Annotated in this window: 15 protein-coding genes; 2 read left to right on the top strand and 13 right to left on the bottom strand. The window is 56.8% G+C overall.

The genetic code is table 11. The features are described from left to right. Window positions 1–7: 7 nt before the first annotated feature. The 13 genes from rpoS to cysG form a co-directional block, all read right to left on the bottom strand. The gene (gene rpoS, locus EPG66_RS18645) at window positions 8–1,000 is read right to left on the bottom strand and encodes an RNA polymerase sigma factor RpoS (RefSeq protein WP_182687739.1); all 993 of its coding nucleotides are present in this window, start codon (window positions 998–1,000) and stop codon (window positions 8–10) included. A 57-nt stretch (window positions 1,001–1,057) separates the two neighbouring features. After that, window positions 1,058–2,158: a murein hydrolase activator NlpD gene (gene nlpD, locus EPG66_RS18640; protein ID WP_031593985.1), complete on the bottom strand. Its 1,101-nt coding sequence runs from the start codon at window positions 2,156–2,158 to the stop codon at window positions 1,058–1,060. Window positions 2,159–2,320: 162 nt separating this feature from the next. After that, complete coding sequence (locus EPG66_RS18635) at window positions 2,321–2,947, bottom strand: protein-L-isoaspartate(D-aspartate) O-methyltransferase (RefSeq protein WP_010248537.1); 627 nt, start codon at window positions 2,945–2,947, stop codon at window positions 2,321–2,323. Next, on the bottom strand, window positions 2,941–3,702 hold the full coding sequence (surE, locus tag EPG66_RS18630) for a 5'/3'-nucleotidase SurE (RefSeq protein WP_003849099.1): 762 nt from the start codon (window positions 3,700–3,702) through the stop codon (window positions 2,941–2,943). Before surE ends, EPG66_RS18635 begins: the two co-directional genes overlap by 7 nt. A gap of 191 nt (window positions 3,703–3,893) precedes the next feature. After that, on the bottom strand, window positions 3,894–4,934 hold the full coding sequence (truD, locus tag EPG66_RS18625; RefSeq protein WP_083069946.1) for a tRNA pseudouridine(13) synthase TruD: 1,041 nt from the start codon (window positions 4,932–4,934) through the stop codon (window positions 3,894–3,896). Next, window positions 4,931–5,413 (bottom strand): 2-C-methyl-D-erythritol 2,4-cyclodiphosphate synthase, encoded by a 483-nt coding sequence (gene ispF / locus EPG66_RS18620; protein ID WP_010248541.1) that lies wholly within the window; start codon window positions 5,411–5,413, stop codon window positions 4,931–4,933. The genes truD and ispF overlap by 4 nt, the downstream gene beginning before the upstream one ends. After that, window positions 5,413–6,129, bottom strand: a complete 717-nt coding sequence (ispD, locus tag EPG66_RS18615) for a 2-C-methyl-D-erythritol 4-phosphate cytidylyltransferase (RefSeq protein ID WP_010248543.1) — start codon at window positions 6,127–6,129, stop codon at window positions 5,413–5,415. Before ispD ends, ispF begins: the two co-directional genes overlap by 1 nt. 3 nt (window positions 6,130–6,132) lie before the next feature. After that, a complete protein-coding gene (gene ftsB / locus EPG66_RS18610) occupies window positions 6,133–6,450 on the bottom strand; it encodes a cell division protein FtsB (protein ID WP_013358867.1) in 318 nt (105 codons plus the stop codon). A 177-nt stretch (window positions 6,451–6,627) separates the two neighbouring features. Next, entirely contained in the window at window positions 6,628–6,948 is a 321-nt protein-coding gene (locus tag EPG66_RS18605) for a DUF3561 family protein (protein ID WP_064703510.1), read from the bottom strand. Between the two features lie 54 nt (window positions 6,949–7,002). Further along, window positions 7,003–7,608, bottom strand: a complete 606-nt coding sequence (gene cysC / locus EPG66_RS18600) for an adenylyl-sulfate kinase (protein WP_083069949.1) — start codon at window positions 7,606–7,608, stop codon at window positions 7,003–7,005. Beyond that, window positions 7,608–9,035, bottom strand: coding sequence for a sulfate adenylyltransferase subunit CysN (gene cysN / locus EPG66_RS18595; RefSeq protein WP_083069951.1), 1,428 nt, complete (start codon window positions 9,033–9,035; stop codon window positions 7,608–7,610). The genes cysC and cysN overlap by 1 nt, the downstream gene beginning before the upstream one ends. Window positions 9,036–9,046: 11 nt before the next feature. Beyond that, window positions 9,047–9,955 (bottom strand): sulfate adenylyltransferase subunit CysD, encoded by a 909-nt coding sequence (gene cysD, locus EPG66_RS18590; RefSeq protein WP_010248554.1) that lies wholly within the window; start codon window positions 9,953–9,955, stop codon window positions 9,047–9,049. Window positions 9,956–9,964: 9 nt separating this feature from the next. After that, a complete protein-coding gene (cysG, locus tag EPG66_RS18585; RefSeq protein ID WP_182687737.1) occupies window positions 9,965–11,380 on the bottom strand; it encodes a siroheme synthase CysG in 1,416 nt (471 codons plus the stop codon). 363 nt (window positions 11,381–11,743) lie between these two features. Between cysG and EPG66_RS18580 the strand changes: the two genes are divergently transcribed. Together EPG66_RS18580 and EPG66_RS18575 are read left to right on the top strand one after the other, a co-directional pair. After that, complete coding sequence (locus tag EPG66_RS18580; protein WP_031593992.1) at window positions 11,744–12,757, top strand: aminopeptidase; 1,014 nt, start codon at window positions 11,744–11,746, stop codon at window positions 12,755–12,757. 9 nt (window positions 12,758–12,766) lie between these two features. Further along, window positions 12,767–13,051, top strand: a complete 285-nt coding sequence (locus EPG66_RS18575) for a YciI family protein (protein ID WP_010248560.1) — start codon at window positions 12,767–12,769, stop codon at window positions 13,049–13,051. The last annotated feature ends 57 nt before the right edge of the window (window positions 13,052–13,108 follow it).

Genomic DNA, 13,108 nt, shown 5'->3' with positions numbered 1-13,108 from the left:
TTAACGATTATTCACGAAACAGTGCTTCAATGCTGAGGCCCTGCGCCTGCAGGATTTCACGCAGACGGCGTAAACCTTCAACCTGAATCTGGCGTACACGCTCGCGGGTTAAGCCGATTTCACGACCCACATCCTCAAGTGTTGCCGCTTCATAGCCCAACAGGCCGAAACGACGTGCCAGCACTTCACGCTGCTTGGCGTTCAGTTCGAACAGCCATTTAACGATGCTTTGTTTCATATCATCGTCCTGCGTGGTGTCTTCCGGGCCGTTGTCTTTCTCATCGGCCAGAATATCCAGCAGCGCTTTTTCAGAATCACCGCCTAATGGCGTATCAACCGAGGTAATGCGTTCGTTGAGACGTAACATGCGGCTTACGTCATCAACTGGTTTATCAAGCTGCTCTGCGATCTCTTCCGCACTCGGCTCATGGTCGAGCTTGTGGGAAAGTTCACGCGCAGTACGCAGATAAACATTCAGTTCTTTCACAATGTGAATCGGCAGACGGATGGTACGGGTTTGATTCATGATCGCCCGTTCAATAGTCTGACGAATCCACCAGGTGGCGTACGTTGAGAAACGGAACCCGCGCTCCGGGTCAAATTTCTCTACGGCGCGAATCAGGCCGAGGTTACCTTCTTCAATCAGGTCCAGCAGGGCTAAACCACGATTGCTGTAACGACGAGCGATTTTCACCACCAGGCGTAAGTTACTTTCGATCATACGGCGACGGGAAGGGATATCACCCCGTAATGCACGGCGAGCGAAGAAGACCTCTTCCTCTGCCGTTAACAACGGAGAATAGCCAATCTCCCCGAGATAGAGCTGCGTCGCATCTAACACACGTTGCGTCGCACCCTGTGATAGCAACTCTTCTTCCGCTACGTCGCTATCACTGGCTTCATTTTCAACGAGTGCCTTATCGTCAAAAATTTCAGCTCCGTTCTCATCGAATTCCGCGTTCTCATGTAACTCGTTTACTTTCAGCGTATTCTGGCTCATAAGCGGCTCCTACCCGTGATTCCAGGGCAGAACATAAACCTGTTTTGTTCTGCCGGATTATCGCTGCGGTAAATAACGCAACGGGTTTACGGATTTCCCCTTGTAACGAATTTCAAAGTGTAATCTGACTGAACTGGTTCCGGTGCTACCCATGGTAGCGATCTTTTGCCCCGCCTTAACTTCCTGTTGTTCCCGGACCAGCATTGTATCGTTGTGGGCGTAGGCACTCAGGTAATCATCGTTGTGTTTAATGATGATTAAATTACCGTAACCCCGGAGTGCGTTACCTGCGTAAACCACTCGTCCTGAAGCAGTGGCGACCACAGATTGTCCGCGCGTCCCGGCGATATCGATACCTTTATTGCCACCTTCGGCGGCAGAGAAGTTATCGATGATCTTCCCGTCAGTCGGCCAGCGCCAGCTTCCGACCGGCGTTGAACTGTTGGTTGTACTGCTAACCGTTGGGGGTGCGGTAACGACTGGAGCTGTTGTCGTTGCAACATTTGCTCCATTCGAAGGCAACATTTTGCTGCCACCCGAATTACCTGAATCATCAGAATACGTAATAACAGGTTGCTGTGCAACAGCAGGCGATTTAATTTGTGGCGCCGCCGGAACGCCGCCCTGCGTTGCATCAGCAACGGTAATGGGATTGCCGCCGGTAATCGGCTGACCCGACCCATTGCCAATCTGCAGAGTCTGGCCGACATTCAGGCCATATGGCGCAGGAACATTGTTGCGCTGGGCTAAATCACGGAAATCGTTGCCGGTAATCCAGGCAATGTAAAACAATGTGTCGCCACGCTTAACGGTATAAGTTTCGCCGGAGTAGCTACCTTTAGGAATGTTCTGATAACTGCGATTGTAAACAATCCGGCCATTTTGTGTCTCAACATTGCTGTTGGTACTAATCATTCCACCATTAGCGGGGGCAGATGCTGAATTTTTGCTTAACATTTGTCCCTGGGCTGGCGTGGCAGGAACGCCGCCTGAACTCGTGTCTGCTCCAGACTGGTTAGCGTTCATGCCGCCATTATCGCCAACGCGACTGATGGGTGCCTGTGAGTTGTCGCTGGAGCTACAGCCTGCCAGCCAAAAACCTACCAGTGAAAGCGCCGCCAGACGGCGTAACTGAAAAAGTGTGCTTCCCGTGCTCATTAATCCCCCGTGATGGCAACTCTGATCTATCTGTTTCACTGTATCTGCCAGCAGGATACTCTGCGCGGCGCGATAAAATCTGCGTTTTCGATGAATAAACTGGATAGTAACAACATCAGGTACGTGGTGCTATGAAACAGTTGTGAAGAAATACGAAGAGGGTCAGGCCAGATCGCCCTGCACCAGCGGGACAAAACGCACTGGTTCGATGGTCTCTTCCATCACCTCTTCGCCCTGACGACGCAGGCGCTTCAGTACCTGCTGATCTTCACCAACCGGCAGCACCATGATGCCGCCTTCTGCCAGTTGTGCTATCAGCGCAATCGGAATTTCAGGCGGTGCTGCCGTAACGATGATGGCATCGAAGGGGCCACGTGAAGGCCAGCCCTGCCAGCCATCACCATGACGGGTTGAGACATTATGCAGATCCAGCTGTTTCAGGCGGCGCTTGGCCTGCCACTGCAGCCCTTTGATGCGTTCCACTGAATAAACATGGTCCACCAGATGGGCAAGAATCGCCGTCTGATAACCTGAACCCGTACCAATCTCCAGCACACGCGAATGCGGATTAAGCCCGAGCAGCGCGGTCATCCGCGCGACCATGTAGGGCTGTGATATCGTCTGACCGGAGCCGATGGGCAAGGCAACATTGTCCCAGGCTTTATGCTCGAACGCTTCGTCGATAAAACGTTCGCGCGGCACCTCACTGATGGCTTTCAGCAGGTTTTCATCATCGATGCCCTGCTGACGCAGTTGTGACAGCAACGTCTCAATACGCCGATTCACCATGCCAGGTTCACCTCAGCTTTAGCCAGCCAGTCACTGAGCACGTTCTGCGCGCTGTGCGCCGTTAAATCGACATGCAGTGCCGTGACAGAGACGTAGCCCTGATCCACGGCGGCGAAGTCTGTATCCGGGCCCGCATCCAGTTTTTCGCCTGGCGGACCAATCCAGTAGAGTGTATTGCCACGCGGATCCTGCTGCGCAATCACCTGATCCGCCGGATGGCGGCTGCCACAGCGCGTCACGCGGATGCCTTTGAGTTCAGACAGCGGCAGATCGGGAACGTTAATATTGAGAATGCGGCCAGTGCGCAGCGGTTCATGCGTCAGCGCCCTGAGGAGCGCGCAGGTCACGGCCGCCGCGGTGGCGTAGTGCTGATGGCCATTGAGCGAAACCGCGATAGCCGGTAAGCCAAGATGTCGCCCTTCCATCGCCGCCGCCACCGTACCGGAGTAGATCACGTCATCGCCCAGATTAGGGCCGGCATTGATGCCCGACACCACGATGTCGGGACGCGGCTGCATCAGCGCATTCACCCCCAGATAGACGCAGTCGGTCGGCGTCCCCATCTGGACGGCGATATCGCCGTTTTCATGGGTGAAGGTGCGCAGAGGCGTTTCCAGCGTTAATGAGTTCGAGGCACCGCTTCGGTTACGATCGGGGGCAACAACCTGCACGTCAGCAATCTGCCGCAGGGCTTTCGCCAGAGTCTGAATGCCTGGCGCATGAATGCCGTCATCGTTACTGAGCAATATCCGCATTTCGTTCTGACCTTTTTTTATTCGACTGGTCGCCGTGACGGAACCTGTTTTAACGGCATGGCAACAGGTGAGGAATAGACGGCGATTTTTGCATTCTAGCGAGGCGCGCAAGGAAGTGGTAGGCGTAAATCACACGACGGTGGGGGTTTGCCGCAACATTACCCACACTGCGGGTCAGGTTGCGGCGAAGATTACTCATCAATCTGATCGGGCGAGTCCGCGTGGGTCAGCAGCTCCCGGACCACGCTGGTGGCAAAGCTGCCCGCTGGCAGCCAGAATGCCAGTTCCAGGGTGACATCATCCCACCAGCTCCACTGCATATCGCGCGGCACCACCAGCATGGCGCGGCGTGCAGCATCGACCTTCTCACGTTCAATCAGTCCCAGCAGCAGCGTCTTATCAGCCAGCGCCTGCTGTTCAAAGGCCAGCGCGTCAGCCTGCGGGCCAGGCTCGCCCCGTCCCGGCAGCGGCGCGGTGATGCGCAGCTCATGCTGATTAACCCGGCGCTGTGACTCTGCCAGTTCATCAGGCTGCGCGACAAACCAGCTGCCTCGTCCGGTCAGCTGCAACGCATCGCCGTTGAGCACCTGAGTCAGCCCACCCTGCTGTTGCAGACGCGCACTAGTCACCTGATTAAACAGCGCACTGCGCGCGGCAGAGAGCATCAGGCTGCGCTTGTTGCGGTCACGAATAATGATCTCATTGCGCGCCCACTTTTCTGCCATCACCAGGTTATTGCCGCCGCGACCAAAACGCTGTTCACCAAAATAGTTCGGCACGCCTGCATCGCGAATCTGCGCCAGACGCGTTTCAACCGCATCACGATCACTGATCTGGCGGATGATCAGCCGGAACGCATTCCCCGCCAGTGCGCCGATGCGCAGCTTACGTTTGTGGCGCACCACCTGCAGAATCTCGACCCCTTCCAGCTCAAAACCGCGCAGATCGGGCATTGCATTACCCGGCAGGCGAAAACAGAGTGTCTGTTCCGTCACCGCATGGCGATCTTTCATTCCGGCGTAACTCATGTCGCGCTGATGAATACCGAGATACTTCGCCAGTGCCTCCGCCACAAAGCGGGTATTGGCCCCCACTTTACGGATGCGCACCAGCAGGTGCTCACCTTCACCATCCGCGCCATAACCGAGATCTTCAACCACCACGAAATCTTCCGGATTGGCTTTGATCACGCCGGAGGCCACGGGTGTACCGTGCAGGTAATTCAGCATCATTGGCTGTCAGCTTTCAGGACTAACGCCACCGCTTCACAGGCGATGCCTTCGCCGCGCCCGGTAAAGCCCAGCTTCTCGGTGGTGGTCGCTTTGACGTTGACCGCATCCATATGGCAGCCCAGATCTTCTGCAATATTGATCCGCATCTGTGGCACGTGCGGCAGCATTTTCGGTGCCTGAGCAATAATCGTGACGTCGACATTACCGATGCGATAGCCTTTGGCTTCGATACGGCGCCAGGCCTCACGCAGCAGGCCGCGGCTGTCCGCCCCTTTAAAGGCCGGATCGGTGTCAGGAAATAGCTTGCCGATATCGCCCATCGCTACTGCGCCCAGCAGCGCGTCAGTCAGCGCATGCAGCGCCACATCGCCATCGGAATGGGCGATAAAACCCTGCTCAAACGGGATCCGCACACCGCCAATCACTAACGGACCCTCTCCGCCAAAGGCGTGAACGTCAAAACCGTGACCGATACGCATCATGCGCTCTCCTTTAATTGAATCTGACTCAGATAAAAAGCCGCCAGCGCCAGATCTTCTGGCCGGGTGACTTTGATGTTATCACTGCGTCCGCTGACTAACAGCGGGTGGTAGCCGCAATACTCCAGCGCCGAAGCTTCATCGGTGATGGTTGCGCCTTCTGCCAGCGCCCGCGTCAGGCAGGCGGTGAGCAGCGCATGAGGGAAAAATTGCGGCGTTAAGGCGTGCCAGAGATCGTCGCGCTCTACGGTATGCGCCACCGCGGCTTTACCCGGCTCGCCCCGTTTCATGGTGTCACGAACTGGCGCGGCCAGAATCCCGCCAACGTGGCTCTGTTCACGCACGTTGAGCAGTTGCTGGAGATCGTCGGGATGCAGACAGGGACGCGCGGCGTCATGGACCAGCACCCAGGCGGAACCCTGTGCGGCCTGCAATCCGGCCAGCACCGATTCGGCGCGGGTCTCTCCGCCTGTCACCCTGAGCACGCGCGGATCGCGTGCCAGCGGCAGTGAAGCGAAGTGCTGGTCATCAGGACTGAGGGCGACAATCACCTGTTTGATAGCGGGATGGGAAAACAGACGAGCAATGCTGTGTTCCAGAAGGGTGTGCTGACCAATCGTCAGATACTGCTTCGGACAGGTTGCCTGCATGCGGCTGCCGATCCCGGCAGCGGGCACTACGGCAATCACATCCGCAAGGGAGGCCAGAGTGTTCATGTTTTATCGTTGTTGGTTTTGCGCAGCTTGTTGCGCGTTGCGTTTGTTCTGGTCAGGCACCAGACGATAGAAAGTCTCACCGGGCTTAATCATGCCCAGTTCATTGCGTGCACGCTCCTCGATCGCTTCCGAGCCGCCATTGAGATCGTCAATTTCGGCAAACAGCTGATCGTTTCGCGATTTCAGTTTGGCATTGTTTGCCTGTTGCACCGCGACATCATCATTGACGCGCGTATAGTCATGGATGCCATTTTTCCCCAGCCACAATGAATATTGCAGCCAGCCAAGCAGCACCAATAACAGTAACGTCAGTTTTCCCATCCCGCCCCCTAAAAACGGCCCAATCATCCCATAACTTTGCACAGGACTCCACACCAGCGGAGAAAATGGCGCGCTTTGCTGCGCGTCTGCGCAAAATATGAATCAGTACCGATTCAGACGGGAAAAGATTTGTAACCTGCCGATGCGTTTGCACATCAGCGCGGGCGCACTGACGGCTTACCAGCCAGAGAGAAAAGAGAACATTAACCAGAAGAGCGTGACTACCAGGATCACCGTGGCGAGCGCGGCCCACAGCCACTGTCCACTCAGCAGCGTATTCAGCGCGATACCCGTGACCACCGCAACCGGCAGCAGCGCCAGAAAGAATGGCCAGGTATAAAGAAAGAAGAACAGCGTGTTAGAGCCGAACAGCAGGAAAGGGATCGCCAGCGCGCACCAGTAAGCGAGAAAACCGATAACGCCGCCCGGCAGCAATGAGCGCGGCTCATCCGGGGAGGAGTCATCTTTTCGGGCGAGCATTGGGGTAATGTTCTGCATAGGCATCCTGTTGGCGCGAGGGCGGCAAATCAGAAACGATTTGCCGCTATCTCTTCAGGACCTGATGATATCGCGGTCACGCAGCAGGTCTAACAATTGGGCGGTCAGTTTTGTAACCAATTGTTCGCCATCCAGCTGGATTTCCGGGCTATCGGGCGCCTCATAGACGCTGTCGATACCGGTAAAATTACGCAGTTCACCGGCGCGCGCTTTGCGGTACAACCCTTTCGGGTCGCGCGCTTCACATACGGCTAACGGCGTATCGACAAATACCTCGATAAACTGTCCCGGCTCCAGCAGATCGCGCACCATCTGACGCTCGGCGCGATGCGGCGAAATAAAGGCAGTGAGCACCACGAGTCCGGCATCCACCATCAGTTTCGCCACTTCACCGACGCGACGGATATTCTCTTTACGGTCATCATCGCTGAAACCGAGGTCACGACAGAGGCCGTGACGCACATTGTCACCATCCAGCAGATAGGTGCTGACGCCGATACGGTGCAGCGCCTGCTCCAGCGCACCGGCAACGGTGGATTTGCCCGAGCCCGAAAGCCCGGTGAACCACAGCACCACGCCCTGATGGCCATGCTGCTGTTCGCGAGAGGCGCGTGTCACCGGATGATCATGCCACACCACGTTATCGTCGTGCTGAGCCATTACTGACCGCCCAGCAGGTCGCGCGCATTCCAGTGAGGGAAGTGGCGGCGCACCAGCGCATTCAGTTCCAGCTCAAACGCGCTGAACTCACCGGTATTAACCGGGGCATCATGGTTTGGCTGATGGATCATACCGGCACCCACGGTGACGTTGCTCAGGCGATCGATAAAGATCATGCCGCCGGTCACCGGGTTCTGCTGATAGCTGTCGAGCACCATCGGTTCGTCAAAGGTGATCTCAATGCGACCAATACCGTTCAGCGGCAGCGTATCGACCTGACGCGTCTCCAGCGAGTTGATCTCGACCTGATGCAGCACCTTCTCTACCCGGCCACGGGTTTTCTTACCGGCGATTTTCAGGTCATAACTCTGACCGGCCTGCAGCGGCTGTTCTGCCATCCAGACCACGTCAACGCTGGCAGAATGAACCGCTGCCAGATCTTCACTGGCATCCACCAGCAGATCGCCACGGCTGATATCAATCTCATCCTGCAGCACCAGGGTAATCGCTTCGCCTGCACCCGCTTCCTGCAGATCGCCATCAAAGGTCACAATGCGGGCAATGGCCGACTCCAAGCCAGAAGGTAGCACTTTAACGCGCTGGCCTACCTGCACGCTGCCCGACGCCAGGGTGCCGGCATAGCCACGGAAATCGAGGTTCGGACGGTTGACATACTGCACCGGGAAGCGCATCGGCTGATGATCGACGACGCGCTTCAGCTCCACGGTCTCCAGCACATCCAGCAGCGTCGGGCCGCTATACCACGGCATGGTCTGACTGGCAGAAGCGACGTTATCCCCTTCCAGCGCCGACATCGGCACAAAGCGGATATCGAGGTCTTCCGGCAGCTGCGCAGCAAAGTCGAGGTAATCCTGTTTGATCTGCTCGAAGCGCTCCTGGTTGTACTCCACCAGATCCATTTTATTGATCGCCACCACCAGATGTTTGATCCCCAGCAGCGTCGAGATAAAGCTGTGGCGGCGGGTCTGATCCAGTACGCCTTTACGCGCATCGATCAGCAGGATCGCCAGATCGCAGGTTGACGCGCCGGTCGCCATGTTACGGGTGTACTGCTCATGTCCCGGCGTGTCGGCGATAATAAATTTACGCTTTTCGGTCGAGAAGTAGCGGTAGGCCACATCAATGGTAATGCCCTGCTCACGCTCAGCCTGCAGACCATCCACCAGCAGCGCCAGATCGAGCTTCTCGCCTTGGGTGCCGTGACGTTTGCTGTCGTTGTGCAGCGATGAGAGCTGATCTTCATAGATCTGACGGGTGTCGTGTAGCAGACGTCCAATCAGGGTACTTTTTCCGTCGTCAACGCTGCCGCAGGTCAGAAAACGCAGCAGGCTCTTGTGTTGTTGCGTGGTCAGCCAGGCTTCAACGCCGCCCTGGTCGGCAATCTGTTGTGCAATTACGGTATTCATCTGGCGTCTCCTTAGAAATAACCCTGACGTTTTTTCAGTTCCATCGAACCGGACTGATCGCGATCGATCATGCGGCCCTGACGCTCGCTGGTGGTGGAAACCAGCATCTCTTCGATGATCTCCGGCAGCGTCTGCGCTTCAGACTCTACCGCGCCGGTCAGCGGCCAGCAGCCGAGCGTACGGAAACGGACCATCCGTTCGGTGATCTCTTCACCCGGCTGCAGGTTGATGCGATCGTCATCGATCATCATCAGCATGCCATCACGCTCCAGCACCGGACGCGGTGCGGCGAGATAGAGCGGCACAATCTCGATGTTTTCCAGGAAGATGTACTGCCAGATATCCAGTTCGGTCCAGTTCGACAGCGGGAAGACGCGGATGCTTTCACCCTTGTTGATCTGACCGTTGTAGTTGTGCCACAGCTCAGGGCGCTGGTTTTTCGGATCCCAGCGATGGAAGCGGTCACGGAATGAGTAGATACGCTCTTTGGCGCGTGACTTCTCTTCATCACGACGTGCGCCGCCAAAGGCCGCATCAAAACCATATTTGTTCAGCGCCTGCTTCAGCCCTTCGGTTTTCATGATGTCAGTGTGTTTGGCACTGCCGTGAACAAAGGGGTTGATGCCCATCGCCACGCCTTCCGGGTTGCGGTGAACCAGCAACTCTGCACCCATCGCTTTCACGGTGCGGTCGCGAAATTCGTACATTTCACGGAATTTCCAGCCGGTATCCACATGCAGCAACGGGAAGGGCAGCGTGCCTGGGTAGAAGGCTTTACGCGCCAGATGTAGCATGACCGAGGAGTCTTTGCCGATGGAGTACATCATCACCGGATTGCTGAACTCCGCCGCCACTTCGCGAATGATGTGGATACTCTCCGCCTCCAGCTGACGCAGATGAGTGAGTCGTTTTTGGTCCATGATTTTCCCTCAAGCCAGATTGACAACGGCGGACTCGCGAGCCCCCTGCTGTGCTGAATGTTTAAACCAGGCGAGTTGCCCGTGCAGATTTACCACCTCTCCGATCACCAGCAGCGCCGGAGTGGGTGCCGAGGCGGCCAGCGCCTCAAGTTGTTCTAAGGTACCGGTCAGCACCTGTTGATCCGGACGGGTGCCGCGACTGATCACCGCCACCGGCGTTGATGGCGCGCGACCGTGCTGAATCAGCGCCTCGCTGATGGCAGCGGCTTTAACGGTTCCCATGTAGATCGCCAGCGTCTGACGCGCACGCGCCAGCGATGGCCAGTCAATGTCATCCCCATCGGGACGGCAGTGACCGGTAATAAACATCACGCTCTGCGCGTAGTCGCGGTGGGTCAGCGGAATACCGGCATAGGCTGTCGCTCCGGCTGCCGCGGTGACGCCCGGCACCACCTGGAACGGCACCCCCGACTGACGAGCCGCCTGCAGCTCTTCGCCGCCGCGGCCAAAGATAAAGGGATCGCCGCCCTTGAGGCGCACGACGCGCTTGCCTTTCAGCGCCAGTGAAACCAGCATCTGATTGATCTCTTCCTGCGGCAACGTATGGGCGCTGGCCCGCTTGCCGACGCAGATGCGGTCGGCATCGCGGCGCACCAGGTCCAGCACCTCTTCGCTGACCAGATGGTCGTAGAGCACCACATCGGCTAACTGCATCACCTGCAGGCCACGCAGCGTCAGCAGGCCGCTGTCGCCCGGCCCGGCACCCACCAGAAAGATCTCGCCCTGACGGGTCGGCTCTTCCTGCAGCTCACGGTCCAGCGTGCGTTTCGCCTCTTCGACGTTACCGGCAGACATCTCACTGGCGAACCGGCCGTCAAAAGCGCGTTCCCAGAAGCGCCGACGGTCAGACATGCGGCTGAAGCGCTGTTTGACTTTATCGCGCCAGAGTCCGGCCACTTCAGCCATCTGACCCAGACTGGCAGGCAGCAGCGTTTCGATTTTTTCACGCAGCATGCGTGCCAGCACCGGTGCGGTGCCGCTGGAGGAGATCGCCACCACCAGCGGTGAGCGGTCAACAATCGAGGGGAAGATAAAGGTGCATTTTGGCTGGTCATCCACCACGTTAACCAGCTTATGCCGCGCGTTGGCGGCTTCAAACACCTGGCTGTTGAGATGGTTGTCGTCGGTCGCGGCAATCACCAGGAAAACGCCATCCAGCTGGGCCGGGTCAAATTCGGTCGCCAGCCACTCCAGCTCCTGCTTATCCAGCAGTGCCTGCAGTTCAGGGCAGAGTTCACGAGATGCGATCAGAACGCGCGCGCGTGCATGGCGCAGCAGTTCAATTTTTCGCGCCGCAATATCTCCCCCGCCGACAACCAAAACCGGGCGGCCAGAAAGATCGGCAAAAAGAGGCAAATAGTCCACGTTAACCCTGATGTTTTAACTTTGTATTAACGCGACTATACGTCGCTGGGTTTATCCAGATGAAATTACGAATTGGAATGAGTAGTTACCGAATGGAATAACGACGCCGCAAAGCACAGAACAATTTGGTCTTAACAGATGAAATATAATGGCTTTTTCGTGAACAGGCTCACATATTGAAAGCCACACCTGCGGCAGCAAAAGCAGATAAGTGCCAGCGATAATGGTCCGTTACGCCTTTCGATAGTGACAGCGCCCGATTCCACTAACAAAGTCACGGGACAAAAAGGATATAATGCGCGCGGCATGGCTGGCCATGGCCCCCATGCGGAACGGCTCCCGAATAATGAAAAAGGATGCACTATGTTTTATTCCCTCCGCTTGAGGGTAGCGACAATTTTATTTGGCGCACTCATTTCCCCGCTGGCTCTGGCTACTCCGCCTGGTCAGTTTGCCGAACAGCAGGTCCGGCATATCGCCACCTTGTTTCCTGGCCGGATGAGCGGCAGCCCGGCTGAGCTGATGGCAGCCGACTACCTGCAACAGCAATTTACCGCGCTGGGTTATAAGACCAATACCCGCCAGTTCAGGACTGGCTATAAGTGGCAGGAAGAGGACGGCACACAGCGCTGGCATAAGCTCACGGCAACCTCGGTGATTGCCGCGCGTGCCGGCAGCGTGCCGCAGGAGATTCTGATCGTGGCACATCTGGATACCTGGACGCCGCAAAATAGCAGCCAGGCCCAGCACAATCTGGGCGGCTTACGCCTGCAGGGCGTCGATGATAATGCATCGGGTCTTGGCGTGATGCTGGAGCTGGCGCAGCAGCTGAGCCACAAACCGCTGCACTACGGCATACGCTTTGTGGCGCTGAGCGCCGGAGAGGCAGATCTGCACGGCATGGATGATTATGTTGAGCGGATGAGCACGCGTGAGAAGAAGAATACCCTGCTGGTCATCGATCTGAATAGCCTGATCACCGGCGATCATCTCTATTTTAACAGCGGCATGAATACGCCCCGGGCGGTACGCAAGCAGACCAGCGAACGTGCCCTGTTGCTGGCACGTCAGCAGGGCATTCCCGCCGCCAGTCATCAGCTGAACCGTAAAGACTTTGACGCTCTTAATGCCTTCGACAAGGCGGGCTTTCCGCTGCTGGATGTGACCGCCAGCAACTGGACGCTGGGTAATAAAGATGGTGCGCTGCAGCGTCATCGCAGTCCCCACTTTCCTGATGGCGTTACCCGCCATCAGACTGATCTTGATAATCTGAGCTATCTCGACCGCTGGCTGCCGGGGCAGATAACCTTGCGAACCCGCGACAGCGTTCGCGTGCTGCTGCCGCTGCTCAGTGAACTGACCAATCCCAAAGTGTAAGGATCTGACATGTACGTGGTCTTTCTGAATTACGTTCGTCCGGTAGAAGAGGTTGAAGCGCTGCTGGCAGCCCATATCGAATGGCTGGATCGCTATTTTGACGCGGGCTTTTTTATTGCAGCGGGACGTAAAGATCCGCGCACGGGCGGCATGTTGCTGGTCAGGGAAATGGAGCGAGAAGAGCTGGATGCAATTTTAGCGGAAGATCCGTTTGTCACGGTGGCAGAGTATGAGGTGACGAAAGTGAATGTGACCCGTGCAGCAGAGGCGTTTGCCGGATTAAAAGGCGCTTAGCTTTCCGCCTGACTGCAGCGAAAAACTTCTCTCCCTGTGTTGGGGGAGAGAAGTCCT

The sequence above is a fragment of the Pantoea pleuroti genome, from assembly GCF_014156615.1.
Classification (GTDB): Bacteria; Pseudomonadota; Gammaproteobacteria; order Enterobacterales; family Enterobacteriaceae; genus Pantoea; species Pantoea agglomerans.
Note: the sequence above shows the minus strand (reverse complement) of the source record. Positions and strands in the feature narration are given on the sequence as shown.